25 protein-coding genes are annotated in these 25,706 nt (G+C 72.9%); 16 read left to right on the top strand and 9 right to left on the bottom strand.

Annotated elements, in window-relative coordinates:
• Positions 1–45 precede the first annotated feature (45 nt).
• The 10 genes from OO60_RS22500 (at position 46) to OO60_RS22460 (ending at position 11,884) form a co-directional block, all read left to right on the top strand.
• Positions 46–459, top strand: a complete 414-nt coding sequence (locus tag OO60_RS22500; RefSeq protein WP_205624102.1) for an SRPBCC family protein — start codon at positions 46–48, stop codon at positions 457–459.
• A gap of 23 nt (positions 460–482) precedes the next feature.
• Positions 483–1,694 (top strand): cytochrome P450 family protein, encoded by a 1,212-nt coding sequence (locus OO60_RS22495; protein ID WP_003062454.1) that lies wholly within the window; start codon positions 483–485, stop codon positions 1,692–1,694.
• 106 nt (positions 1,695–1,800) lie between these two features.
• Complete coding sequence (locus OO60_RS22490) at positions 1,801–3,081, top strand: adenosylmethionine--8-amino-7-oxononanoate transaminase (RefSeq protein WP_003062457.1); 1,281 nt, start codon at positions 1,801–1,803, stop codon at positions 3,079–3,081.
• 208 nt (positions 3,082–3,289) lie between these two features.
• Entirely contained in the window at positions 3,290–5,518 is a 2,229-nt protein-coding gene (locus OO60_RS22485; RefSeq protein ID WP_003062459.1) for a bifunctional SulP family inorganic anion transporter/carbonic anhydrase, read from the top strand.
• 203 nt (positions 5,519–5,721) lie between these two features.
• On the top strand, positions 5,722–7,899 hold the full coding sequence (locus OO60_RS22480; RefSeq protein ID WP_033261994.1) for a SulP family inorganic anion transporter: 2,178 nt from the start codon (positions 5,722–5,724) through the stop codon (positions 7,897–7,899).
• Positions 7,900–8,019: 120 nt separating this feature from the next.
• On the top strand, positions 8,020–8,739 hold the full coding sequence (gene bioD / locus OO60_RS22475) for a dethiobiotin synthase (RefSeq protein WP_003062465.1): 720 nt from the start codon (positions 8,020–8,022) through the stop codon (positions 8,737–8,739).
• A 79-nt stretch (positions 8,740–8,818) separates the two neighbouring features.
• Entirely contained in the window at positions 8,819–9,832 is a 1,014-nt protein-coding gene (gene bioB / locus OO60_RS22470) for a biotin synthase BioB (RefSeq protein WP_003062468.1), read from the top strand.
• Positions 9,819–10,025: a biotin synthase auxiliary protein BsaP gene (bsaP, locus tag OO60_RS47835; protein ID WP_081655735.1), complete on the top strand. Its 207-nt coding sequence runs from the start codon at positions 9,819–9,821 to the stop codon at positions 10,023–10,025. Before bioB ends, bsaP begins: the two co-directional genes overlap by 14 nt.
• Positions 10,026–10,212: 187 nt before the next feature.
• Positions 10,213–10,809, top strand: coding sequence for a DUF2567 domain-containing protein (locus OO60_RS22465; protein ID WP_003062470.1), 597 nt, complete (start codon positions 10,213–10,215; stop codon positions 10,807–10,809).
• A gap of 49 nt (positions 10,810–10,858) precedes the next feature.
• Positions 10,859–11,884, top strand: a complete 1,026-nt coding sequence (locus OO60_RS22460) for a M48 family metallopeptidase (protein WP_003062473.1) — start codon at positions 10,859–10,861, stop codon at positions 11,882–11,884.
• 6 nt (positions 11,885–11,890) lie between these two features.
• On the opposite strand, the gene OO60_RS22455 is transcribed toward OO60_RS22460, so the two are convergent.
• Both OO60_RS22455 and OO60_RS22450 read right to left on the bottom strand, forming a co-directional pair.
• Positions 11,891–12,607: an LON peptidase substrate-binding domain-containing protein gene (locus OO60_RS22455; RefSeq protein WP_003062476.1), complete on the bottom strand. Its 717-nt coding sequence runs from the start codon at positions 12,605–12,607 to the stop codon at positions 11,891–11,893.
• A gap of 40 nt (positions 12,608–12,647) precedes the next feature.
• Positions 12,648–13,280, bottom strand: a complete 633-nt coding sequence (locus tag OO60_RS22450; protein ID WP_003062478.1) for an NUDIX hydrolase — start codon at positions 13,278–13,280, stop codon at positions 12,648–12,650.
• Between the two features lie 111 nt (positions 13,281–13,391).
• Here OO60_RS22450 and nadA point away from each other — a divergent pair, with 111 nt between their 5' ends.
• The 4 genes from nadA (at position 13,392) to OO60_RS22430 (ending at position 18,167) form a co-directional block, all read left to right on the top strand.
• Positions 13,392–14,405 carry a quinolinate synthase NadA gene (gene nadA / locus OO60_RS22445; protein ID WP_003062480.1) on the top strand — a complete coding sequence of 338 codons (1,014 nt, stop codon included), beginning with the start codon at positions 13,392–13,394 and terminating at the stop codon, positions 14,403–14,405.
• Positions 14,402–16,045, top strand: a complete 1,644-nt coding sequence (locus OO60_RS22440; RefSeq protein WP_081911243.1) for an L-aspartate oxidase — start codon at positions 14,402–14,404, stop codon at positions 16,043–16,045. Before nadA ends, OO60_RS22440 begins: the two co-directional genes overlap by 4 nt.
• Entirely contained in the window at positions 16,042–16,935 is an 894-nt protein-coding gene (gene nadC, locus OO60_RS22435; protein ID WP_033261991.1) for a carboxylating nicotinate-nucleotide diphosphorylase, read from the top strand. The genes OO60_RS22440 and nadC overlap by 4 nt, the downstream gene beginning before the upstream one ends.
• An 86-nt stretch (positions 16,936–17,021) precedes the next feature.
• Positions 17,022–18,167: a S8 family serine peptidase gene (locus OO60_RS22430; protein ID WP_033261990.1), complete on the top strand. Its 1,146-nt coding sequence runs from the start codon at positions 17,022–17,024 to the stop codon at positions 18,165–18,167.
• 251 nt (positions 18,168–18,418) lie between these two features.
• Here the strand turns inward: OO60_RS22430 and OO60_RS22425 are convergent, their stop codons facing one another.
• From OO60_RS22425 to OO60_RS22400, 6 genes are all read right to left on the bottom strand, one after another.
• Entirely contained in the window at positions 18,419–18,787 is a 369-nt protein-coding gene (locus OO60_RS22425; RefSeq protein ID WP_033261989.1) for a hypothetical protein, read from the bottom strand.
• Positions 18,784–20,055, bottom strand: coding sequence for an alpha/beta hydrolase (locus OO60_RS22420; protein ID WP_033261988.1), 1,272 nt, complete (start codon positions 20,053–20,055; stop codon positions 18,784–18,786). Before OO60_RS22420 ends, OO60_RS22425 begins: the two co-directional genes overlap by 4 nt.
• 75 nt (positions 20,056–20,130) lie before the next feature.
• The gene (locus OO60_RS22415) at positions 20,131–21,438 is read right to left on the bottom strand and encodes a WXG100 family type VII secretion target (RefSeq protein ID WP_033261987.1); all 1,308 of its coding nucleotides are present in this window, start codon (positions 21,436–21,438) and stop codon (positions 20,131–20,133) included.
• On the bottom strand, positions 21,435–21,821 hold the full coding sequence (locus tag OO60_RS22410) for a hypothetical protein (RefSeq protein WP_003057444.1): 387 nt from the start codon (positions 21,819–21,821) through the stop codon (positions 21,435–21,437). Before OO60_RS22410 ends, OO60_RS22415 begins: the two co-directional genes overlap by 4 nt.
• A gap of 94 nt (positions 21,822–21,915) precedes the next feature.
• The gene (locus OO60_RS22405) at positions 21,916–22,218 is read right to left on the bottom strand and encodes a hypothetical protein (RefSeq protein ID WP_003057455.1); all 303 of its coding nucleotides are present in this window, start codon (positions 22,216–22,218) and stop codon (positions 21,916–21,918) included.
• 18 nt (positions 22,219–22,236) lie between these two features.
• The gene (locus tag OO60_RS22400; RefSeq protein WP_071831485.1) at positions 22,237–22,581 is read right to left on the bottom strand and encodes a WXG100 family type VII secretion target; all 345 of its coding nucleotides are present in this window, start codon (positions 22,579–22,581) and stop codon (positions 22,237–22,239) included.
• 218 nt (positions 22,582–22,799) lie between these two features.
• Here OO60_RS22400 and OO60_RS22395 point away from each other — a divergent pair, with 218 nt between their 5' ends.
• Both OO60_RS22395 and OO60_RS22390 read left to right on the top strand, forming a co-directional pair.
• Positions 22,800–23,789 carry a hypothetical protein gene (locus OO60_RS22395; RefSeq protein ID WP_003057461.1) on the top strand — a complete coding sequence of 330 codons (990 nt, stop codon included), beginning with the start codon at positions 22,800–22,802 and terminating at the stop codon, positions 23,787–23,789.
• Between the two features lie 31 nt (positions 23,790–23,820).
• Complete coding sequence (locus OO60_RS22390; protein ID WP_003057463.1) at positions 23,821–25,224, top strand: class I adenylate-forming enzyme family protein; 1,404 nt, start codon at positions 23,821–23,823, stop codon at positions 25,222–25,224.
• Here OO60_RS22390 and OO60_RS22385 read toward each other — a convergent pair whose 3' ends face one another.
• A complete protein-coding gene (locus OO60_RS22385; protein WP_003057466.1) occupies positions 25,225–25,668 on the bottom strand; it encodes a YdeI/OmpD-associated family protein in 444 nt (147 codons plus the stop codon).
• Between the last annotated feature and the right edge of the window lie 38 nt (positions 25,669–25,706).

The raw sequence follows: 25,706 nt of genomic DNA, 5'->3' as shown, positions 1-25,706 counted from the left end.
GGACCGGTGGCCGGTTTTGTCGTACCCCGGTGGCACGATGAGGACATGACTTCTTCAGTGGGGAAGACGGCCGATGTGGGGTGGAACATCGGCGTTTCGCGGACCTTGCCGTACTCGGCCGAGACGGTGTGGGACTTCCTGGTCAGCCGCGAAGGCGTCGCGATCTGGCTCGGCCCCGGCGTCGACCTGCCGCGGGAACCGGGCGTGGAGTACGAAACGGCGAACGGCACGGTCGGCGAGATCCGCAGCTTCACCGAAGGCGACCGGGTGCGCCTCACCTGGCGGCCGAGCGACTGGGACCACGACTCGACGGTGCAGGTGCGGCTGAGCGGCGCGGGGGCCAAGACGACCCTGCGGTTCCACCAGGAATGGCTCGCGGGCGCGGAAGAACGCGAGGAACAGCGGGCATACTGGCAGGACGTGACCGAGCGCGTCGTGGCGGCACTCGCCGAACGCTGACGCGCTGAGGCTTGGGGGATGACATGACGAGCGACGAACTCATCGAGGTGGCGGAGGACTTCGCCCAGGACGCGCACGTGTTTTCGGAGATGCTGCGCGGCGGCGGCCCGGTGCGCCGGGTGCGGCTGCCACCGCGGGGACTACCGGGCTACGTGGTCACCGGGTTCGCGCAGGCGCGGTCGCTGCTGGCGGATCCGCGGCTGCACAAGAGCAGCGCGGGCATCCGGGAGCTGTTCGAGGCGAAACTGCCGCCGGAGGCCCGGATGAGCAACTTCGGGCAGGACCTCAGCCAGCACATGCTCAACTCGGACCCGCCGGACCACACGCGGCTGCGGAAACTGGTCAACAAGGCGTTCACCGCGCGGACGGTGGCGCGGCTGCGGCCGCGGGTCGAGGAGATCACCGCGGGCCTGCTCGACGCGCTGGCCGGGCAGGAGCGGGCCGACCTGGTGGCGTCGTTCGCCGCACCGCTGCCGATCACGGTGATCTGCGAGCTGCTCGGCGTGCGCGAGGAGGACCGTTCGGAGTTCTCCGGCTGGTCGAAGACGCTGCTGAGCGCGGCGGCGCGCCCGGAGGAGATGCAGGCGGCGGCGCAGAGCATGTTCGGCTACCTCACCGGCCTGATCGCGCAGAAGCGCGCCGAGCCGGCCGAAGACCTGCTGTCGGACCTGGTGCACGCGACCGACGACGGGGACTCGCTGTCCGAGCCCGAACTGGTGGCGATGGCGTTCCTGCTCCTGGTCGCCGGCCACGAGACGACGGTCAACCTGATCGCCAACGGCGTGCTGGCGCTGCTGCGCGAGCCGGAGCAGCTGGCCCGCCTGCGCGCGGAGCCGGAGCTGCTCCCGGGCGCGGTGGAGGAGTTCCTGCGCTTCGACGGCCCGATCCACCTGGCGACGCTGCGCTTCACGGCCGAGCCGGTGGAGGTGGGCGGCGTGACGATCCCGGAGGGCGAGTTCGTGCTGATCTCGCTGCTCGGGGCGAACCGCGACGCGGAGCGGTACCCGGAGCCGGACCGGCTGGACATCACGCGCCCGGCCGGCGGGCACCTGGCGTTCGGGCACGGGATCCACTACTGCGTCGGAGCGCCGCTGGCCCGGCTGGAGGCGGAGATCGCGCTCGGGGCACTGCTGGCCCGGTTCCCGGACATCGCGTTGGACGTCAAGCCGGACGAGCTGGTTTACCGGCCGAGTTCGCTGGTGCACGGCTTGGAGGCGCTGCCGGTCCGGCTGTGAACGCGCTTACGCGGTCGTGAGTGGTAAGGCGAGTTAGAACTCGCCTTACCACTCACGACCGGCGGCGGCAGGCCACCTCGCCGGGGCCGTGTCGTAGGGTCGGCGGATGGACTCCGCCGACCTGCTCGCCCTCGATGCCCGGCACGTCTGGCACCCCTACGCCCCCATGCCGGCGAAGGTGCCGTCGCTGCTCGTCACCGAGGCCTCCGGTGTCCGGCTGACCCTGGCCGACGGGCGGGAGCTCGTCGACGGGATGTCCTCGTGGTGGTCGGCCGTCCACGGCTACCGGCACCCCGTCCTCGATGCCGCGCTCGCCGCTCAGGCCGGGCGGATGAGCCACGTCATGTTCGGTGGCCTCACGCACGAACCCGCCATCACCCTCGCCAAGACCCTCGTCGACCTCACGCCCGAGGGGCTCGAGCACGTCTTCCTCTGCGACTCCGGCTCGGTGTCGGTCGAGGTCGCCGTCAAGATGTGCCTGCAGTACCAGCGTTCCCGCGGGAAAACCGGAAAGCACAAGCTGCTCACCTGGCGCGGCGGCTACCACGGGGACACCTTCACCCCGATGAGCGTCTGCGATCCCGACGGCGGCATGCACTCGCTGTGGCGCGGTGTCCTGCCCGAGCAGGTCTTCGTGCCCGCGCCGCCGTCCGGGTTCGACACCCCGCCGGATCCGTCCTATGTGGACATGCTGGCCGCGGAAATCGAGCGGCACCGGGGTGAACTGGCCGCCGTCATCGTCGAACCCGTCGTGCAGGGGGCCGGGGGGATGCGGTTCCACCACCCCGGCTACCTGCGCGCCCTGCGGGACCTGACCCTGGCGCACGACGTGCTGCTGGTTTTCGACGAGATCGCCACCGGCTTCGGCCGCACCGGTGCCTTCTTCGCCGCCGAGCACGCCGGTGTCACGCCCGATGTCCTCTGCGTCGGCAAGGCGCTGACCGGGGGCTACCTGAGCATGGCCGCGGCCCTGTGCACGCCGGAGGTCGCCGCCGGGATCGCGCGCGGGGAACTTCCGGTGCTCGCGCACGGCCCCACCTTCATGGGCAACCCGCTCGCCTCGGCCGTCGCCAACGCCTCGCTCGGGCTGCTCGCCGACGGCAGCTGGCGAACCGACGTCTCGCGGCTCGAGAAGGGCCTGCTCGACGGCCTGGCTCCGGCGCGCGACCTGGCCGCCGTCGCCGATGTGCGGGTGCTCGGCGGGATCGGGGTGCTGCAGCTCGACCACCCCGTCGACATGGCCGTCGCCACCGAAGTCGCCACCGGGCACGGTGCCTGGCTCCGGCCGTTCCGGGACCTCGTCTACGCCATGCCGCCCTACGTTTCGTCGGACGACGACCTGGCCGTGATCACCCGCGCGATGCTCGCCGTCGCCGAAAAGGCGTGAATTCAGCACATCGGGTGTGACCGTCGGCACAGCGAGACCCGAACTCCCCTCATCGTCGCGCTGCGTGCCCGGTCGAGATCCACACCACGCGAACGGCGGAGGCGGTAAGTGTGAAACGCCGGGGCCGTCCGGTCGATCCTGTGCCCGGAGGAACGCGAGAAATGCTTGCGTAGCGGACTTTTCGCCCGATTTCGGCGATCCTGCCCCCATGATCGAGATCGTTCGTGGCGAGCACGACACCGGACCGCCGTCGCCGAAGAAACTCCAGGACCTCAAGCACGATTTCTTCGCTTCGATAGTCGTCTTCCTCGTCGCCGTCCCCCTGTCCCTCGGCGTGGCCTTCGCCGCCGGGGCCCCACTGCTCTCCGGCCTGATCTCCGCCGTCGTCGGCGGGCTGGTCGCGAGCCTCCTCGGCGGATCGCCGCTGCAGGTCAGCGGCCCGTCCGCCGCCCTCACCGTCGTGCTGGCCGACACGATCGCCACCCACGGCTGGCCCGCCACCTGCGCGATCACCGTCGCCGCCGGCCTGCTCCAGATCGTCTTCGGCCTGACGCGCCTCGCCCGCGCCGCGCTCGCCGTGTCGCCGGCCATCGTGCACGGCCTGCTCGCCGGCATCGGCGTCACGCTCGTGCTCGGGCAGCTGCACGTCGTCCTCGGCGGCTCGGCGCAGGGCTCCGCGCTCGCCAACGTCCTGGCGCTGCCCGGCCAGATCGCCGCGCACCACGACCAGGCCGTGCTGATCGGCGTCGTCACCCTCGGCGTGCTGCTGGCCTGGCCGCGGCTGCCGAAGGTGGTGCGCCGCGTGCCCGCGCCGCTGGCCGCCGTCACGCTGGCCACCGGCCTGTCCGTGCTGGCCGGGATGTCCCTGCCGCGCGTCGACCTCCCGGCCGGGCTGCCCGCGCTGCACGTCGTGCCGCGGCTGCCGGACGGTGGCTGGGGCGGGTTCGCGCTCGCCGCCCTCACCATCGCGCTCATCGCCGGCCTGGAAAGCCTGCTGTCCGCGGTCTCGGTGGACAAGCTGCGCGGCGGCCCGCGCACCGACCTCGACCGCGAGCTCATCGGGCAGGGCGCGGCGAACGTCGCCGCCGGCGCGCTCGGCGGGTTCCCCGTCACCGGCGTCATCGTGCGCAGCATGACCAACTACGAGGCCGGCGCGCGCACCCGGGCGTCGGCGATCCTGCACTGCGCCTGGATCCTCGCGGCCTGCCTGCTGTTCACCGGCCTGCTGCGGCTGATCCCGCTGGCCGCGCTGGCCGCGCTGCTGGTGTACGTCGGCACGAAACTGGTGAACCTCAACGGGCTCAAGGAGGTCCGGCGCCACGGCGACCTGCCCGTGTACGTCGTCACGCTGGCCGGCGCGGTCGCCGTCAACCTGCTCACCGGCGTCGCGGCGGGGATCCTGCTGGCCCTCGCGATGATGCTGCGGCGGATGATCTTCTCCGGCATCCACGTCGAAACGGATGGCGGCCGCCACCGCGTCGTCATCGAAGGCGCGCTGACGTTCCTGTCCGTGCCGCGGCTGACCCGGGTGCTCGCCGAGGTGCCCGCGCACGCCGACGTCACCCTCGAACTGCTCGTCGACTACCTCGACCACGCCGCGTTCGACTGCCTGCGCGGCTGGCAGCAGGCGCACGCCGGGCCGGTGACGGTCGACGAGATCGGGCACCCGTGGTTCGAACGCGGCCGCTCGGGGGCGCCGACCGTGCGCCGCAGCGTCGCCGCGCGGGTCGTGCCGCGGTGGCTCGCGCCGTGGTCGGAGTGGCAGGCCGAGCACGTCGTGCTGCCCGCCCAGCGCACCGCCAGTTCGCTGCTGTGCCGCGGCGCTTCGGAGTTCCAGCGCCGCACCGCGCCGCTGCTGCGCGACACGTGGAGCGGGCTGGCGCACGGCCAGCAGCCGCACACGCTGTTCATCACCTGCGGCGACGCGCGGATCGTGCCGAACCTGATCACCACCAGCGGGCCGGGGGACCTGTTCACCGTGCGGAACATCGGCAACCTCGTGCCGCCGGCCGACGGCACCGACTCCTCGGTCGGCGCGGCGATCGAGTACGCCGTCGGCGTGCTGGACGTCGCCGAGATCGTGGTGTGCGGGCACTCCGGCTGCGGCGCGATGAAGGCGCTGCTCGGCCGGGCCCCGGACGGGCTCGAACAGCTCGGCAGCTGGCTGCGCCACGGCGAAGCGACGCTGCGGCGCCGTGCCCGTGAGGCACCGCTGCTGCTCGGCGGCGAGCGGCCGCCCGCCGAGGCCGACCAGCTCGCGCTGCAGAACGTGGTGCAGCAGCTGGAAACCCTGCGCGGCTACCCGGTGGTCGCGGCGGCGCTGGACCGGGGCGCGCTGCGGCTCACCGGGATGTACTTCGACGTCGGCGCGGCCCAGGTGTCCCTTTTGGACAGTGCTGCGTGCGGCTTCGTCCCCGCGGGCGCGCTGGAGCACTGACGAGCCGCCGGAGGCCGTCTCGGCGGCGGCCTCCGGCGCGCAACCCGTTGTGTCGTACGGAATTCAACTGTCACGCGACAGAAATGTGGCCGGTGAACGGCGTGTTAACTGGGCGCCCGATATGTGACGTTCAGGCTAATTGTGGCGAGTTGTTCACTCGATCGGGTGGTACATAGCGGACATTTCACTCGATTTCCTGTTGCATGGTGATCATGAGACCCCTCGCCGTGCTCCGCCACGACCTGCCGGCCTCACTGGTCGTCTTCCTCGTAGCTGTCCCCCTGTCCCTCGGCATCGCCCTCGCTTCGGGCGCCCCGGTCGCCGCCGGGCTCGTCGCCGCCGTCGTCGGCGGCATCGTCGCCGGCGCGCTCGGCGGCTCCGCGCTCCAGGTGAGCGGGCCCGCCGCCGGCCTGACCGTGGTCATGGCCGAAACCATCCAGACGTTCGGGTGGGTGGTCACCTGTGCGATCACCGTCGCCGCGGGCGCGTGCCAGATCCTGCTGGGGCTGAGCCGCATCGCGCGGGCCGCGCTGGCCATCTCGCCGGCCATCGTGCACGGCATGCTGGCCGGCATCGGCGTCACGATCGTGCTCGGCCAGCTGCACGTCATCCTCGGCGGCAAAGCCCAGAGCTCCGCATTGGAGAACATCGCCGAGCTGCCCGGCCAGATCGTCGCCCACCACGACTCCGCCGCCATCGTCGGCCTGCTCACCATCGGCATCCTGCTGGCCTGGCCGAAGCTGCCGGCCGCCGTGCGCAAGGTGCCGGGCCCACTCGCCGCGATCGCGGTGGCGACGGTGGTGTCGGTGGTGGCCGGGATGACGCTGCCGCGCGTCGAACTGCCCGGTGACCTGCTGAACGTCCACCTCGTCCCGCAGCTGCCGGACGGCGGCTGGGGCGCGTTCGCGCTCGCCGTCGTCACGATCGCGCTGATCGCCAGCGTGGAAAGCCTGCTCTCGGCGGTCGCGGTCGACCGCATGCACACCGGGCCGCGCGCGAACCTCGACCGCGAGCTGGTCGGCCAGGGCGCGGCCAACATGCTCTCCGGCGCGCTCGGCGGGCTGCCGGTCACCGGCGTCATCGTCCGCAGCTCCACCAACGTGGCCGCCGGGGCGAAGTCCCGGGTGTCGGCGGTGCTGCACGGCGTCTGGGTGCTGCTGTTCGTCGTCCTGCTCGCCGGGCTGATCCAGAGCATCCCGCTGGCCGCGCTGGCCGGGCTGCTCGTGCACGTCGGGGCGAAACTGGTCAACCCCGGGCACATGAAGACCGTCCTCGCCCACGGCGACCTGCCCGTGTACCTGCTCACCCTCGCCGGGGTGGTGGTGTTCGACCTGCTCACCGGCGTGCTGGCGGGCATCGCGCTGGCGGTGGTCCTGATGCTGCGCCGGACGGTCTGGTCCGGCATCCACGTCGAACGCGAAGGCGACGACTGGCGCGTCGTCGTCGAAGGCGTCCTGACGTTCCTGTCCGTGCCGCGGCTGTCGAAGGTGCTCGGGGGCATCCCGGGCGGCGTCACCGTGCGGCTGGAGCTGGTCGTCGACTACCTCGACCACGCCGCGTTCGAGAGCCTGCACACGTGGCAGCAGGCGCACGAGCGCGCCGGCGGCACGGTGGAGGTCGACGAGGTGGGCCACCCGTGGTTCGGCGAAGGCAAGGCGGGCCGCCCGACGCGGTCCCGGGTCGCGGCGAGCCGGGCGGTGCCGCGCTGGCTGGCGCCGTGGTCGGAGTGGCAGGCCGTCGAAGGGATCCCGGCGCAGCAGACCCGCCGCGGCGCCACCGAGTTCCACCGCCGCGCGGCGCCCCTGCTGCGTGACACGCTGTCGGGCCTCGCCGACGGCCAGCGGCCGCGCACGCTGTTCATCACCTGCGGTGACTCCCGGATCGTGCCGAACCTGATCACCACCAGCGGACCGGGTGACCTGTTCACGATCCGCAACATCGGCAACCTGGTCCCGCCGGGGCAGGCGGACGCGTCGATGAACGCCTCGATCGAGTACGCGGTGGGCGTGCTCGGGGTGGCGGAGATCGTGGTGTGCGGCCATTCGAGCTGCGGCGCGATGGCGGCGCTGGCCGACGGCCCGCCGCCGGGACCGCTGTCGGCGTGGCTCCGCCACGCGGAGCCGAGCGCGCACCGCCTGGGCTCGGCGACCCTGGACGGCGCGGTCCCGGACCGCGAGGGCGACCGGCTGGCGCTGCACAACGTGCTCCAGCAGCTGGAGCACCTGCGCGAGTACCCGTCGGTGGCGGCGGCCGAGCCGGCCGGGAAGCTGCAGCTGACCGCGATGTACTTCCACGTCGGCGACGCCCAGGTGTACCTGTTCGACCCAGCCGCGCGGACGTTCCGCCCGGCCGGGGCACCGGTGGCGGTCCCCGGCGCCTGACCCCCCTCGTGAGTGGCAAGGCGAGTTCTAACTCGCCTTGCCACTCACGACCGGTTTGCCGCTGACCACGGCCCGCGTGCGCGTGCGGTGGGTGAGTCACTAAGTTGATGGTCTGTGAGCATGCTGGTGATGACGGGGACCGGGACCGGGGTCGGCAAGACGATCACCACGGCGGCGATCGCGGCCCTGGCGGTGGCCGGGGGGCAGCGGGTGGCCGTGCTGAAACCCGCGCAGACCGGGGTGCGGCCCGATGAAGCCGGTGACCTGCAGGACGTCGTCCGGCTCGCCGGGCCGGACGTCACCACCCGCGAGCTGCGCCGCTACCCCGATCCGCTCTCGCCGGAGGCCGCCGCGCGGCGCAGCGGGCTGCCCTCGCTCGATCCCGGGGAGATCGCGCAGGCCGCGTCCGACCTCGACACCGGGCACGACCTCACCCTGATCGAGGGCGCCGGCGGGCTCCTCGTGCGCTTCGACCGCGCCGGGGCGAGCCTCGCCGACGTCGCCTGGTCGCTCGGGTCGCTCGTCATCATCGTCGCCGAAGCGGGCCTCGGGACGCTCAACGCCACCGCGCTCACCGCCGAGGTCGCCACCAAGCGCGGGCTCACCGTCGCCGGGGTCATCATCGGCGCCTGGCCCGCCGAACCGGACCTCGCCGCCCTGTCCAACCTCGAAGACCTGCCGGTCGCCGCGGGTGCGCCCCTGCTCGGCGTGCTGCCCGCCGACATCGGGCAGGCGTCCCGCGAAGACTTCCTGGCCGCCGCGCGGGCCGGGCTGTCGCCGTGGTTCGGCGGCGAGTTCGACCCCGAGCTCTTCGCGGGGTGCGCTTCCGCCGGGAAGTGACCTGCATCGCTGTCGCCTCGACGCCCCTTCGTGCACGATGAGGGACGCTTTCCGCACCGCCTCGATCAAGGAGCCGCCCGTGACCGCAGTCCCGGACACCGATGTCCTCGCCCTCGCGCGTGAGCAGGTCCTCGAGAACGGCGTAGGCCTCGGTGAACAGCAGGTCCTCGACGTGCTGCGGCTGCCCGACGACCGGCTGCCCGACCTGCTCGCCCTCGCCCACGAGGTGCGGATGCGCTGGTGCGGGCCCGAGGTCGAGGTCGAGGGCATCATCAGCCTGAAGACCGGCGGCTGCCCCGAGGACTGCCACTTCTGCTCCCAGTCCGGCCGCTTCCCGACGCCGGTGCGCTCGGCGTGGCTCGACATCCCGAACCTCGTCAAGGCCGCCCGGCAGACCGCCGAAACCGGCGCGACGGAGTTCTGCATCGTCGCCGCCGTCCGCGGCCCCGACAAGCGGCTGCTTTCGCAGGTCCGCGAGGGCGTTCGCGCGATCCGGGCGGACGGGAACGACATCCAGATCGCCTGCTCGCTGGGCATGCTCACGCAGGAGCAGGTCGACGAGCTCGTCGACATGGGCGTGCACCGCTACAACCACAACCTCGAGACGGCGCGCTCGCACTTCCCGGCCGTGGTCACGACGCACACCTGGGAAGAGCGGTGGGACACGCTGCGGATGGTCGCCGAGGCGGGCATGGAGGTCTGCTGCGGCGGCATCATCGGCATGGGGGAGACGGTCGAGCAGCGCGCGGAGTTCGCGGTGCAGCTGGCCGAGCTGAACCCGCACGAGGTGCCGATGAACTTCCTCATCCCGCAGCCCGGGACGCCGTACGAGCACCACGAAATCGTCGAGGGGCGTGACGCTCTGCGGACGGTGGCGGCATTCCGGCTCGCGATGCCGCGCACCATGCTGCGCTTCGCCGGCGGCCGTGAGCTGACGCTTGGCGACCTGGGCGCGGAGCAGGGCATGCTCGGCGGGATCAACGCGATCATCGTCGGCAACTACCTGACGAACCTGGGCCGCCCGGCTTCGGCGGACCTGGAGATGCTCGACGAGCTCAAGATGCCCATCAAGGCGCTCAGTGACAGCCTCTGACGCACCGGCCTTTTGTGTCCACTGTGGACAGGCGGCGCCGGGTGGCGCGGACCACCCGGCGTGTCACAACCCGCGGACGGCTTTGGAGCCGCCGCGCTACTGCACGTTCTGCGCGCGGCGTTTGGTGGTCCAGGTGAGCCCGCTCGGCTGGACGGCCCGCTGCAGCCGCCACGGCGAGACGGCCGGCGGCTGACGTCGCCGTGCACCCGGCGGCCCCGCCTCGCTCGCCGAAGTGTCGCGAATGACTCATTCGGGACCTCCGATGCCGCGAATGAGTCATTCGCGGCATCGGAGGGGAGCCGCGACACGGGCGTGCGGCTCACCGCGGCCACGCACCGACCGGTTACGCTCGGTGGGCACAGTTCCAGGAGGGAGTCCGGGTGAGTGAGTCGTCGGGGCCCGCGCACCGGCCGTCGGCCGTGGCCGGGCCGTGGTCGGTGCCCGTGCTGTTCCGGGAACGGCGGCCGCGCGTCGTCGTCAAGGCCGACCTGCTGCCCGCCGTCAGCGTGCTCGGCACCCTGAGCCTGCTCAGCTTCCCCCTCGCCTTCGCCTGGTCGCGCCTGGCGCCGCCGGAGCGCGTGCGCATCGTCGCCGCGGACGGCACGCAGGGTGCCCTGGAACTGGAGAGCTGGCACCGCTTCGACGACCTCGCCGTCTTCGGGTTCCTCCTGCTCGGGCTGGGGATCGTCGTCGGCGTCGTCGTCTGGCTGCTGCGCGAACGCCGTGGCCCCGTCGTGTTCCTCGCCGCGGTGCTCGGAGTCGCCCTCGCCGGTGCGCTCGCCATGCTGCTCGGCGTCGGCTGGGCGAACAGCCACTACGCCGTGTCGAGCCCGCCTGCGCTCGGCGCGGTGATCGAGCTGGCGCCGCGCCTGGAGTCGTGGTGGGTGCTGCTCACCGGCCCGCTCGGCGTGTCGATCGCCTACAGCCTGCTGGCCACCTGGAACGGCCGCGACGACCTGGGCCGCCGCCTCGGCTGACCGGCTTCCCCCTAAAGTGGTGGCCGTCACCTACAGGGGGGAACCAGCAGTGACCGAGGACGTCGAAGTTTCGCGGCACAACGCCGTCCGCTTCCCGGGCATCAGCCCGCGGGCCTACGAACACCCCGTCGACCGCGGCGCGCTCGCCACGCTGCGCGCCGTGCCCGGGTTCGCCCAGGTCGTCAAGGCCGTTTCGGGCTTCTACAACGAACGCGGCGAGCGGCTGATGGCGCTCGCGTCGTCGATCCGCGTCGGGCCGAAGCAGTACCCGGAGCTCGACCGGCTGCGCCACGAATGCGCCGAGACGCTCGACCTGCCCGCCGTGCCGAACCTGTACGTCTACCAGGACCCGCGCGTCCAGGCGTCGGCCGTCGGCATGGACGAGCCGTTCATCCGGGTGAGCACCGGGCTCGTCGAGCTGATGAACCAGGAGTCGCTGCGGTTCGCCATCGGCCACGAAATGGGGCACGTGCTGTCCGGGCACGCCGTCTACCGCACGATCATGGTGCGCCTGATCAGCCTGCAGGTGTCGATGTCGTGGACGCCGGTCAGCGCGCTCGGGATCCGGGCGATCATCGCGGCGCTGCGCGAGTGGTTCCGCAAGGCCGAGCTGTCGTGCGACCGCGCCGGGCTGCTGTGCAGCCAGGACCCGACCGCGGCGCTGCGGGCGCAGATCCAGGTCGCGGGCGGGATCGACCCGGCGCGCATCGACGTCCCGTCGTTCCTGCAGCAGGCCGCCGAATACGAGTCGGTCGAGGACATCCGCGACAGCTTCCTCAAACTCAAGTTCGTCGAGACCGAGTCGCACCCGTTCGCCGTGGTCCGGGCGGCCCAGCTGCAGAAGTGGGCGGCTTCGGAGCAGTACCGCGCGATCCTGGCCGGCGACTACCCGCGCCGCGACGCCGACCAGCCGACGTCGGACTGGAAGGACGACCTGAAGTCGGCCGCCCAGTCGTACAAGGACTCGTGGAGCTCGTCCACGGACCCATTGACGAAGGTGTTCAGCGACGTCGGCGAAGCGGTTTCGGGCGCGGCCGGCAAGGTGTGGAACAAGTTCGGCAACGGCACTTCCTGAAGCGCGTCAGTTGAGGCTGGCCGGGCGGATCGGATCGGTGAATTCGCCCGGCGGCAGCGGCACCGCGCCGAGGGTGCTCAGGAAGCCCGTTTCCCGCGTCAGCAGGCGGCAGGCGATGCGGAGCCGGCGCAGCGGGTGGCGTTCCTCGAGCAGCCGCTGGCGGTCCTCCAGCGGGAGCAGGCAGTCCGCGGCCAGCGCGTAGGCCAGCTCGCCGAGCGTGGTGTCCGGCTCCGGGGCGTGCCAGTCGTCGCTGCGCCACGCCGTTTCGCAGTACCGCTGGTGCGCCGCGCGGGCGACCGTCGCCAGCCGCTCGGCCATGTCGCCGGCCGGGGCCACCGGGTCGTCGTCGACCCACTCCACCGACGCGATCAGGTACGGCGCCGAAACGCAGTCGAGCTCGCGCAGGCGGAACCGGCGCTGGGCCTGCGTCACGACGTCGAAACGGCCGTCCGGCAGGCGTTTCGCCTCCCGCAGCACCGTGCTGCAGCCCACGTCGTACAGCTGGTCCAGACCACGTACCTCGCGGGTCAGCGACGACCGCAGGGCGACCACGCCGAACTCGCGCCCCGGCACGGTCCCGTTCACCAGGTCCGCCGTCAGCTGCCGGTACCGCGGTTCGAAGATGTGCAGCGGGAGCTTGGTGCCGGGCAGCAGCACGGTCTGCAGCGGGAACAACGGGAGGATCGTCGTCGTCGCGTCACTTTCCGATTCCGGCTCGGTCACGCGTCCACGGTAAAGGGAGAACGCCTCCGGCGCAGCCTGGTCACTTGGATGGCGGCTTGAACACCGCAAAGGGATCGGTGATCTGCATGCCCTTGCCGGCGAAGGAGAACAGCGCCGCGGGCCGCCCGCCCGCCCGGCCGGGCGGGGCCGTGTGGCCGGTGGGGACCAGCAGGCCACGCCGGGAAAGCACCCGCTGCAGGTTGGTCGCCGAGACGCGGTAGCCCAGCGCCGCCGAATACAGCCCGCGCAGCGCGGAAATCGTGAACTCGTCCGGCGCCAGCGCGAACCCGAGGTTCGTGTACGACAGCTTCGAGCGCAGCCGGTCGCGGGCGCGCAGCACGATCGCCTCGTGGTCGAACGCCGTGCGCGGCAGCCTCGCGACGTCGTGCCACTCGGTGTCCTCCGGCACCTCGGGGTCGACGTCCGACGGGACGAGCCCGAGGAACGCCGTCGCCACCACGCGCGGCCCCGGCACCCGGTCCGGGTCGCTGAACACCGCGAGCTGCTCGACGTGCTTGAGCTGGCGGACGTCGACCTTCTCGGCGAGCTGGCGGCGGATCGACGTCTCGACGTCCTCGTCGGGCCGCAGCCGCCCGCCCGGCAGCGACCAGCGGCCGAGGTGCGGGTCGAGCGCGCGCCGCCACAGCAGCACCCGCAGTGTGTCCGAGCGCACTTGCAGTACCGCGCCCAAAACCTCGTGGGCCAGGGGGGCCTGGGTGTTAAGATGACTTCGCACGGTTTTCGATTGTAAGGCGAAAACCGGAGACAGGTCCAGGAGGGCCCGATGACCACCACGTTGGTTCCGGAAGGTCTCACCCCGTTCGGCGGGGTCGAGGCGAACGCGGCCTGGGCGGAGGAGGTGCGGCGCCTGGCGAAGCAGCGCGACGCGGTCCTGCTCGCGCACAACTACCAGGTCCCGGAGATCCAGGACATCGCCGACCACACCGGCGACTCGCTGGCGCTGAGCCGCATCGCGGCGAGCAGCGACGCGTCCACCATCGTCTTCTGCGGTGTCCACTTCATGGCCGAGACCGCGAAGATCCTGTCGCCGGAGAAGACGGTCCTGATCCCGGACGCGCGGGCCGGCTGCTCCCTGGCCGACTCCATCACCGGCGAGCAGCTGCGCGCCTGGAAGGCCGAGCACCCGGGCGCGGTCGTCGTCTCCTACGTCAACACCACGGCCGAGGTGAAGGCCGAAACCGACATCTGCTGCACGTCCTCGAACGCGGTCGACGTCGTCGCCAGCATCCCCGCTGACCAGGAAGTTCTCTTCCTGCCGGACCAGTTCCTCGGCGCGCACGTCAAGCGCGTCACCGGCCGGGAGAACATGCACATCTGGGCCGGGGAGTGCCACGTCCACGCCGGCATCAACGGCGCCGAGCTGGCCGAGCGCGCGGCCGAGGACCCCGGCGCCGACCTGTTCATCCACCCCGAGTGCGGGTGTGCGACGTCGGCGCTCTACCTGGCCGGCGAGGGGGCCGTGGCGCCGGAGCGGGTCAAGATCCTCTCGACCGGCGACATGGTGCACGAGGCCCGCGACACCAAGGCCAAGACCGTGCTGGTGGCCACCGAGATCGGCATGATCCACCAGCTCCGCAAGGCCGCGCCGGGCATCGACTTCCGCGCGGTGAACGACCGCGCGTCCTGCCGGTACATGAAGATGATCACCCCCGCGGCCCTGCTGCGGTGCCTGCGTGACGGCCTCGACGAGGTCCACGTCGACCTCGAAACGGCTGCGAAGGCGCGGGCGTCGGTGCAGCGGATGATCGAGATCGGGCAGCCGGGCGGCGGCGAATGACCACGCCGGTTAATGACCCACAGGCGAAAACCCCGGTCTGGGAAGCCCGTGCGGATCTCGTCGTGATCGGCAGCGGCGTCGCGGGGCTGACCGCGGCGCTGCGCGCCCAGTCGCTCGGCCTGCACGTCCTGGTGGTCACCAAGGCGGCGGTCGCGGACGGCAACACGCGCTGGGCCCAGGGCGGTGTCGCCGTGGTGCTGGAAAACGAGCACGACCTCGACGACTCCGTCGAAAAGCACGCGCAGGACACCTTCACCGCGGGTGCCGGGCTGGTCGACGAGGTGGCCGCGCGTTCGATCCTCGACGGCGGCCCGGCCGCGGTCGCCCAGCTGCGCGCGGACGGCGCCCGGTTCGACGCCGCGGCGTCGGGGCTGCTCGCGCGGACCCGCGAGGGCGGGCACAGCGCGTTCCGCGTGATCCACGCGGGCGGTGACGCCACCGGCGCCGAAGTCGAACGGGCCCTCGTCGCGCAGGCCGGGCAGGCGCGGGTGCCGGTGCTGGAGCACCACATCGCCGTCGACGCGCTGCGCACCCCGGGCGGGCGCGTCGCGGGCGTCACCGTGCTCGACCGGAACGGCGTTCCGGGGGTCGTCCGGTCGTCGGCCGTGCTGGTGGCCAGCGGCGGGATCGGGCAGCTCTACCAGGCGACGTCGAACCCGGAGATCGCCACCGGCGACGGCCTCGCGCTCGCGCTGCGGGCCGGGGCGACCGTGGCGGACATCGAGTTCGTCCAGTTCCACCCGACCGTCCTGTACACCCCGGGCGCGCGGGGACGCTGCCCCTTGGTCACCGAAGCCGTGCGCGGCGAAGGCGCGACACTGGTCGACGCCGCCGGCGCGCCGGTCATGGCGGGCGTGCACCCGCTCGGCGACCTGGCGCCCCGCGACGTCGTCGCGGCGGCCATCACGCGCCGGATGGCAACCGGGGCGGGCGGCGTCGACGACCACGTCTTCCTCGACGCGACCAGGATTCCCGGGTTCGCGCAGCGGTTTCCGACGGTGTTCGCGGCGTGCGCGGCGCTGGGCCTCGACCCGGCCGCCGACCCGATCCCGGTGACCCCGGCGGCGCACTTCTCCTGCGGTGGCGTGGTGACCACTGTGGACGGTCGCTCGTCGGTGCCCGGTCTGTACGCCGCGGGCGAGGTCGCGCGGACCGGCCTGCACGGGGCGAACCGGCTGGCATCCAACAGCCTCCTCGAAGGCCTGGTCGTCGGGCAGCGCGTCGCGGAGGCCGTCGCGGCGGACCTCGCGGCCGGGCTGCTGGCCGATCCGGCGCGGGGCCGGCTGCCGTCCTGGACCTCCGCGCCGGCGGCGGACCGCGACTCCCTGCAGCGCGTGATGAGCCGGTACGCGGCGATCGGCCGCGACGCCGACGGGCTCGCGGCAGCGGGGTCGGTGCTCGATCTGTCTCTTTCGGACACTGCACTGTGGACACACGCGGGGGTGGAGGACGCGGCGCTGACCGTGGTGGCGCAGGCGTTGCTCGCCGCGGCCGTCCGGCGCACCGAGTCGCGCGGCTGCCACGTGCGGTCCGACTTCCCCGGGCCCGACGAGGGCTGGCGGCGCAGCCAGCTCATCCGGCTCAGCCCGTCCGGCCAGCCCGTGCTGGCCGACCCGATCCCCCTGGAGGGCGTGGCATGACCTTCCCCATCTCCGAACCGGTCCGCCGCCTGATCGCCGCGGCCGGCCTGGACGTCGAAGACGTCGAGCGCGTGGTGTCCACGGCGCTGGGCGAGGACCTGCGGTACGGGCCGGACGCGACGACGGCGTCGACCGTGCCCGAATCCGCCGTCGCGGTCGCGGAACTGACGCCGCGGGTCGACGGCGTGATCGCCGGGTTGCCGGTGGCGCTGGCGGTGTTCGACATGGTGCTGGGCGACGGCTACGAGGTTTTGGCCCGGCGCGAGGACGGCGACCGGCTGGTCGCCGGGGAGCCGGCGCTCGTGCTGGCCGGGCCGGTGCGCGGGCTGCTCACCGCCGAGCGGACGGCGCTGAACCTGCTCTGCCACCTCTCCGGCGTCGCCACCGCGACCGCCGCCTGGGTGTCCGAAGTGGACGGAACCGGGTGCGCGATCCGCGACTCGCGCAAGACGTTGCCGGGGCTGCGGCTGCTGCAGAAGTACGCCGTCCGCTGCGGCGGCGGGGTTAACCACCGGCTGGGCCTCGGCGACGCGGTGCTGATCAAGGACAACCACGTCGTCGCCGCGGGTTCGGTGACGGCAGCGCTGGCCGCGGCCCGGGCGCACGCGCCGGAACTGGCCTGCGAGGTGGAGGTCGACACCCTGGAGCAGCTCGAGGAGGCCCTGTCCGCCGGGGCGGACGAGGTGCTGCTGGACAACTTCACGCCCGAGGAGTGCCGCCGGGCGGTGGCGCGCCGCGACGAAGTCTCGCCGAAAACGCGGCTGGAATCCTCTGGTGGGCTCACGCTCGACCGTGGTAACGCGTTCGCCCGGTCCGGTGTGGACTATCTGTCGGTGGGCCGGCTGACCCATTCCTCGCCCGCGTTGGACCTCGGGATGGACCTTCGCTGAGGCGGGTTTCCGGGCTAGACTGACGGTGGCGGAATCGTTGTCCGCCACCGTCTTCCGGTTCGGGGGTTGGGGTGCGGTTACCGGCGGTGCTCGCGGTCGCGGGCCTGGTGGCTGCTTCGGGCGCGTCCGGCGTTGTCGGCGCACCGGCGGCCTTGGGCGAAGGGTGCGCGAACCCGTCCGGCACCTACACCGGCGAAGTGCCGTGGGGCCAGCGGCTGGTCGACCCGGCGCGGCTGTGGCCGCTGACCCGGGGTGACGGCCAGCTGGTGGCCGTGGTCGGCACCGGCGTCGACGGGCAGAACGCCCAGTTCGGGCCCGGCCAGCTCGAAGGCGGCACCGGCACCGAGCGCACCGACTGCGACGGCCGCGGCACGATCGCGGCCGGGATCGTCGGCGCCCAACCGAATCCGTCGACGACGTTCGCCGGCGTCGCCCCCGGCGTGCGGCTGCTTCCGTTGCGCTACACGGCGTCCGACGGCGGCGACCCCGGCGCGCTGGCCGGGGCGATCGACACGGCCGTGGACCGCCACGCCGGTGTCATCCTGGTCGCGGTGCCGGCGGCGGCCGACAGCCCGGCGTTGTCGGCGGCGGTCTCGCGGGCGCGTTCGGCCGGAGCGGTGGTCGTTTCGGCGGCGTCGGCGACCCAGCAGGGCGCGCGGACGTACCCGACGGCGACGTCCGGGGTCCTGGCCGTCGGCTCGGTGAACCCGGCCGGCGAACCGGTCCAGACCGAAGCCGGCGACCACGTCGGGGTGGCCGCGCCGGGCGCGGACCTGGTGAGCACGTCGGCCGGGGCGGGCGGCGCGGTGGCGCACCGCTGGCCGGTGACCGACCCCGGCCTCGCGGCGGCGTACGTCGCGGGCGTCGCGGCCCTGGTCCGGGCGTACCACCCGGAGCTGTCCGGCGACCAGGTCGTCACGCGCCTGACGCTGACGGCCCACCGCCCGCCGTCGGGGACCCACGACCCGCGGCTGGGCTGGGGCGTCCTGGACGCCTACGCGGCGGTGTCCTCCACCCTCCCGGCCGACGTCCCCCCGCCCGGCGCGGCTCCCGTCCCGGTCACGGCACCCGCCGTGGTCCCGGCGGCGGCCCCGGCGCCCCGCAGCTCCGACGTCGCGGCGGGCACGATCGCGCTGGCCGGGGTCGCGCTGGCCGCCGCCGCGGGGGTGGCGGTCGCGGCCGTCCGCCGCGCCCGCCGCCGGGGCTGGCGCCCCTCCCGCTTCACCCCCTGACCGACCCTCCCGGTACGCGAGATGCCCCGCCAATCACGCGAGATGCCTGCTCAATCACGCGAGATGCCTGCCCAATCACGCGAGTTCGCGTACCGGAACAGCGAACTCGCGTACCCAGCCGGACGACTCGCGTACCTGGACGGACGACTCGCGTGATCCGGGACGGAACTCGCGTGATTGAAGGCGGAACTCGCGTGATTAGAAGGGCATCTCGCGTGATTGGAGGGGCATCATGCGTGATTGGCGGGGCATTACGGTTGGGCGGGGAGGGGGCGGGTTGAGCCGACTATTGCCACTGCGTGGCCGGCTCGGGTGACGTGGATCGTGAAGTCCGCGCCGTCGCGGGAGAAGCGGGTGATGTGCTCGCGGGGGGTGCTGCGGTCGTGGGATTCCCAGCCGTCGCGGTGCAACGCCGGGACCAGTGACGCCAGGCTGTCCTCGGGCGCGGCCGGGGCCTCCAGGCGGACGCCGTACTGCCAGCACAGCAGGTTCCCCGGGTTGATCGGGTCGCAGTCCAGCTCGCCGTCCAGGGTCCGGTCCGCCGGGCCGCCGAAGGCCGCCGCGACGTCGTCGATCACCGAGGTCAGCTCGGCTCCCAGCCGGCGGAGTTCCGGGTTCACGGCAGCACACTCCCGTCGCCGGTGAGCACGCGGTACATGTTCGTCCACGAGTCCGAACCCGGCTTCAGCACGTCATTGTGCGACGACACGCCCCACAGCGCCGAACCGTCCGCGTCGTTGCCGGTCGGCAGCTCGGTCACGCCGGGGAAGACGTCCGGGTCCGCGCCGTGCCCGATGCCGGTCCACTCCAGGCCCCACGCGTTGCCCTGGGCGAGGACGATCGGGTCGAGCGGCGCCGTCATCGAGTACCGCTGGACGCCCGCCTGGCTCGGCGGCAGGTCGGACGGCGACCACACGCCGTGCCCCATCCCCGCCGACTCGACGTGCAGGACGCGGTCGACGTCGAGGCCGTGCGCCTCGGCGAGCCCGACCGTCGCCCCGCCGTAGCTGTGCCCGATCGCGGTGAGCGTGACGCCGGGGCCGGCGTGGCCGGCGATCTCGCCGCGCAGGTCGTCGGCGAACGACTTGAGGTCCGGCGCCATCGCCTGCGCGTAGCTCGCGTCCGGCCCCCGCGCCACCGGGCCCTGCGGGAACACCCCGTCCGCCCAGACCACGACCGCGGTGCGCCCGGCCGGGTCCGCGGCGACCAGGCTGCGCCCGAGGCCGGCGTAGGCGTCGAAGTTCGACATCTGCGTGTTGACGCCGGGCACGAACAGCCCGACGTTGCGCGTCCCCGGCTCGATGTGCCCGACGAGCTCGGCGATCCGGCCGTTGCCCGCGGGATCGAACCGCAGGATCTGCCGGTCGTGCGCCAGGATGTCCTCGTACAGCTTGATCCGCGACTGCGAACGCGCGATCGCCTCGGGATCGGTCAACGCGGCCAGCCGCGCGCGCTCGGCCGTCAGGGCGTCGGCGACCTTCACGCGGTTGTCCGCGATGGCGTGCGCCCACGCCCCGTTGTCGGCCGCGCCGCCGATCCCGGCCGGATTTCCCGCGCGCGGCAACGGATCCTCGGGCAGCAGCGCCCGGTACATCGCCGCCACCTGCGCGTCCGCCCGCCGGTACCCCGCGGCCGACGCCGTCAGTCCACTTTGGATCGTCTGCAGCCGGGACACGCTCGACTCGAGCTTCCCGGCCAGTTCCGCCATGGTCTTCTCGAACGTCTTGGCCGCGGCGGCGGACTCGCTCACCTGGCCGAAGGCGGCGGCGGGCACCTTCTCGCCCGCCACCGCGGACTGCGCCCCGGACAGCGCCTCGGCGCGGGAGCCGGACTCGCCGGCCACCGCGTCGAGGCGGGCCGGCGCCACGCGATAGCCCGCCGCCGTCATGGCCGCCTCCCGTTCCGCCGCAAGGGTCGTGAGTGGTAAGGCGGGTTAGAACCCGCCTTACCACTCACGACGGGGTCAGTACGCTTCCGGGTCATCGCCGATGACCGGCGGCGCGACCGGCGCCGACTGGCCCCAGACGTTCTCGGTCTCCACCAGCCAGGCCGGGATCCGCCGTCCGGAGCCCATGTCCCCGCCGCCGCCCATGCCCATCGGCATCATGGGCATCATCGGCATCGCGCTCTTGGCGGCCGCCGCGCCCGCCGCCCCGGCCGCGCCGCCGGCGAGCCCGCTCAGCGCGTTGCCCGCGCCGCCGTCGCCGGCCAGTCCGGAGTGCGCCGCCGGGACCTCGCCGGGACCGGAAAGCCCGCCGCCGCCGACCGAGACCCCGCCGCCGCCTCCGAGCGAAGGCGCGTCACCGCCGCCGATCGGGATGCCGCCGCCGGTGCCGCCTTCGACGCCGGCGCCGCCCCCGCCGAGCTTCGTGCCGGGCGGTTCGTCCTTCTTGTCCTTGGGGTCCTTGCCGGTGGCCCACGACGGCACCTTCGGCATGATCGAGCCGAACCGGCCGAACGCGGCGGCCGAGGCCGCGGCGAGCCCGGCGGTGAACATGTCGCCGAACAGCGGGTTCGACGTCGGCACGGTCGTCCCCGGCCGCGGCAGGTTCGTCGACGGCAGCGGGTGCCCGTCCGTCGGCGTCACGACGACGCCGGGCCCGGTCATGCCGTTGCCGACCAGGTTCGGCGCCCCGACACTGCCCGCGCCCCCGCCGGACGGCAGGGTGGTGGGTGTCTGGACGGCGTTCGGCGAAGCCGGGATCGAGTCCTCGGCGACGGTGTACTCGCCGGCCAGCTGGGTCATGACGACGATGGCCTTGCCGTGCGCCGAGCCGGCGGCGTTCGCGGCGGCCTGCTGGGCCTCGACGTTCGCGATGGCCTGCTGGCGCTGCTGCGCCGCGGCCTGGACGACGGCGGGGGAGGCGTCCGGCGGCAGCAGCGGCGGGTTCACCGCGAGCGCCACGTCGGCGGGGGCGACGTCCGGCACCGAAACCGGCGGCGGCATCTCCTTCTTGGCCTTCACCAGCGCGTCGGCGGCGTCGCCGAGCATCACGTTCATCGCCTCCGCGGTCTGCGCCACCTTCGAGATGCCGTTCGCGAGGTCGATGATCATGTGCTGGTACTGCTCGGCCGCGCCGCCGGTCCACTGCTCCTTGAACTCGGTCAGCTCCGAGTTCAGGTTGTGGGCCTGCTCGTGCAGGTGCAGGGCGGCGGACTTCCACTTGTCGGCGGCGTGCCGCGCGCTGTTCGGGTCGCCGGCCTGCAGCATCGCGTACAGCTGCTGGTGGCTGTACGCGGCGAAGTTCGTGTGCGCGGTGTTCTTCGTCATCCCTTGCGGCTCCCGTCGGTGTCCCCGCCGCCCAGCAGGCCGAGCACCGGGTCGAGCAGGCCGGTGACGGCGCCCGAAGCGTGCAGGTCCCCGGCCACCGCCTGGTCGGCGCTGGAGTAACCGTCGGCGACCGTGGTGGTGACGTCCTGGGCGAACCCGATCGCGCTGCGGACCTGGTCGAGCAGGCCCTGCATCTCCGAGACGGCGGCGCGGTGGGCGTCGGCCAGCGACCCGGCCTCGCCGAACTCGCCGAACAACAGCGGCTCTTCGCCCAGGGTGAGCAGGAAGTCGTTCGGTTTCGACATCGCGTGGATCTGGGTCTCCAGCTCCCGCACGAAGTCCTTCAGCGATTCCAGGTGGACGTAGTACGACTGGTCGTGCATCGGGTCCCGGCTCTCTGGTCGCGGTACGGGAAAGCCGGTCGGCCGGTGCGAGCGGGGGGTTTCCCGCACCGGCCGACCGACGTCTTGGCGCGGGTCAGCCCGCGAACAGCCCCTGGTTGCGGTTCTCCAGCGACTGCTGGAGGTCGTGCGCCTCGCCGACCTTGCCGCCGAACTGCGCGATGATCGCGACGATGTCCGCGGTCGCCTGGCGCAGGCGGGTCTCGGCCTGGCGGGCCGCGTCACCGGCGGAGCTGCCGGAGGCGTACCAGGTCGCGGTGATCGGCTGCAGGTTCTGGTGCAGCTGCTCCAGCTGCGAGGTGAGCGCCTTGGCCTTGGCGGCCAGGGAAGCCGAGCTGTGCTGCAGCGCGGCGAAGTTAATTTCGACGACGTCGGCCATGGTGGGCGTCCTCTCGGGTCAGGGGTTGAGGCGGGGGAGCACGCCCGAGCCCTCGAGGGTGTGGCCGACCCCCTGGAAGCTCTGGTGGACGTCGGCGTCGCCGCGGCCGTAGTTCGCGTGGCTGGTGTGCACGAGCTGCGACATCGTGTCGAGCTCCTTCACCGCCGCGGTCATCTTCTCCTGCAGCCGCCGCTGGAGGTCCCAGAAGGCCACGGCCTGGTCACCCTTGTAGTTGCGCAGGGCCTCGGTCAGCTCGGACTCCAAGCTGGCCATCGTGGACTTGGCGTTCGTCGCGGTTTCCTCGAAACCCTGGACGGCGCGCGTCATGGCAGCGGAATCTGCCTGGAATCCCGGACTGGACATCGACGGGCCACCTCCTTCCTGAAGCGAATTCCCCGGGCGCGGTGGTCCGCGCGGTGTGAAAGTCACGCTAGAAAAGAGGTCTGTGTGGTCAAACGGCACAACTGCCGGTCGCACTGACGGCACTATTACCCACACCCCCGGCGGTAGGGCCCGCCATACCCCGCCGACGGTGGCGAGCTCCAGTGACCCCGGAGGGCCCGCACGCCAGGCTTGGTGCCATGGCAGACAAGGGAAATCCGCTGGTCACGGTCCGCGCGTGGCACCGCCCGCTGGTGGTGCTCGCCGGGGCGATGGGGGTGCTGTGCGCGGTCTCGCTGCTCGGGCTCCTCTTCGATGATCGCACGCTGGTCAATGCGCCGATCTGGCTCAAGCCGTTCAAGTTCTCGGTTTCCATCGGCCTGTACGCGCTGACGCTGGCCTGGCTGCTGACGCACGTGCGCCGCGGCCGCCGCGCCGGCTGGTGGTTCGGCACGCTCTTCGCCGCCGGCATCGGCCTCGACTTCGTGCTGCTGGTGTGGCAGATCATCGTCCGCGGCCGCACGCTGCACTTCAACCAGTCGACGCCGACGGACGCGGCGATCAACAACGTCGTCGCGGGCGGCGCCTACACGGCGTGGCTGATGACCGCCGCCGTCGCCGTCCTCCTGCTCTTCCAGCGCATCCCGGACCGGGCCCTGCGGTCGGCCCTGCGCTGGGGCAGCGCGCTCGCCGTGCTGGGGATGTACGTCGCGACGATGATGTTCTCGCCCACGCCGGCCCAGCAGGCGGTGCTCGAGGCGAACGGCAAGTACTCGACGTTCGGCGCGCACTCGGTCGGGGTCGAGGACGGCGGCCCCGGGCTGCCGATCACCGGCTGGAGCACGGTCGGCGGCGACCTGCGGATCCCGCACTTCATCGGCATCCACGGCCTGCAGGCGCTGCCGCTGGTCGCGTTCGGGCTGCTCCTGCTGGCCCGCCGGTTCCCGGTGCTGGAGTCCGACCTGCTCCGCCGCCGGCTGGTCCGGACCGCGGGCGCCGGCTACGCGGGGCTGCTGGTGCTGCTCACCTGGCAGGCCCGGCGCGGCCAGTCGATCGTCCACCCGGACTTCTGGACGCTCGCCGCCGCCACCGGCCTGATCGCGGCCGTCGCCGTGGCGGCCACGCTCTCGCTGCGCTCGCTTCCCCGGCGGGAGGCCGTTTCTGCCGAAATTCTGAGATCCGCCCGGTAGACCGGGACCTCCCGGGCGAAAGGCGGTCGAGATGGTCCACCCGCAGGCACTGCTGGACGAGCTGGCCCGCCGCCCGGCGGTCCCCGCGTTCGAACACGGCCCGCGGGTGACCACCCGCGGGCAGCTGCGGGACCTGATCGGCCGGATCACGGCGGGCCTGCGGGCGGCCGGGCTGGGCCCGGGCGACGGCGTCGGGCTCGCCACCGGCGTCACGCCGGAGGGGTTCGCCGCGCTGGTCGCGGTGCACGTGCTCGGCGCCCGCGCGGTCGCGGTGCGGCCCGGGCTGCCGGAAGCCCAGCTGCGGCACATCCTCGGCGACGTCGCGGCGGTGGTCGCCGACCGGCCGGTGGACGCCGCGGTGCCGGTGCTGCCGGTGGCGAGCCTGCTCGGAACCTACGCCGAGCCGGAGCCGCAGGGCCGGCTCGACGACATCGCGACGGTCGTGTTCACCAGCGGCAGCACCGGCGTCCCGAAGGGCGTCGCCTACAGCTACCGCGCGCTGACCGAGGGCCGGGTGTGGCGGCCGCCGGTCCCGGGCTCGGCGCACGAGCGGCTGGGCGCGGGGTTCGGGCGGTACCTGCTGTTCGGGACGCTCGCCAGCGCGGTGATGGTCGAGCAGCTCGGGGTGTGCCTGTTCGCGGGCGGCACGGCGGTGATCCCCGGCGGGGACCTGGATTTCGCGCGGGTGCTGCCGGAGCTGCGCATCACGGCGGCGCTGACGACGGTACCGCGGCTGAACCAGCTCCTGGACGTGCTGCGCGGCGAAGACGTCGACCTGCGCGCGCTGCGGACGTTGATCGTGGCCGGGTCGCCGGTGCCACCGCACAAGCTCGCCGAGGCGGCCGGGCGGATCGGGCCGGCGATGCACCACGCGTACGGCCAGACCGAGACGGGCATGCTGACGATCTGCCGGGCCGATCAGGGCCTCGGTTCCGTCGGAAAAGCCTGTGACACGGTGGAAATCGCGACGCGGCACGGCGAGGTCTGGGTACGCACCCCGTCGGCGTTCGCGGGCTACTGGCACGACGAGGCGGCCACGGCCGAGGTGCTGCGCGACGGCTGGGTGCGCACCCAGGACCTGGGGTTCGTCGACGACGACGGCTACCTGCACCTGTCGGGCCGCGCACGGGACGTGGTGATCGTCAACGCGGTCATCCACTACTGCGGCCCGATCGAGCGGGCGATCGCGGCGCACCCGGACGTCGATCAGGCCTACGTCGTGGCGGTGCCCGACGAGCGCACCGGCGAGGCGGCGCACGCGTTCCTGGTCCCGGCGCCGGGCCGCGAGCCGGACCTCGGCGAGGTGGCCAAGGCGGTGGCGGCCGAGCTGGGGGAGGCGGCGGTCCCGGCGCGGTTCAGCTTCGTGGGCGCGGTTCCCGTTGCGCCGTCGGGAAAACCGGACAAGGCGGCACTGCGGGCGTCCATTGTGGACTGACTACGTTCCGGCGCGCAGGTCGGTGATCACCTTGGCGATCCGGCGACGCCGGGTCTCCTCGGTCTTCGCCTGGCCGATGGGCAGCACGAACCGCTGTTTCGCGCTGTAGGAGAGGCTCTCGAACCGGGCCCGCGCGGTGTCGTCGGCGGCGAGCGCTTCGGCCAGCTCGGCGGGGACGTCGAGTTCGCGGGGCGCGGTGTCGAGGGCGAGCTCGACCTCGACGTCGTCACCGGCGGCGACGCCGGCCGCCCCGCGGTTTTCGGCGCTGAGCGGCACCAGGAACTGCCCGCCGCGGCTGCCGACCGTCGTGCGGTAGGTGTGCCCGCGCAGCGTCACGGTGACCGCGGGCTTCTTGCCGGCGCCGAGCGCCTCGACGACGGCGTCGGGCACCGGCAGGCCGGTCGCGGTCTTGCCGCCGAGCAGCACGGTGGTGCGGAACTTCATGGAGCGAGAGTATGCCGCGCGCCGGCCGGCGGCGCGCG

The organism is Amycolatopsis vancoresmycina, from assembly GCF_000716785.1.
Taxonomy (GTDB): domain Bacteria; phylum Actinomycetota; class Actinomycetes; order Mycobacteriales; family Pseudonocardiaceae; genus Amycolatopsis; species Amycolatopsis vancoresmycina.
This window is presented reverse-complemented; position numbering and strand designations above follow the sequence as displayed.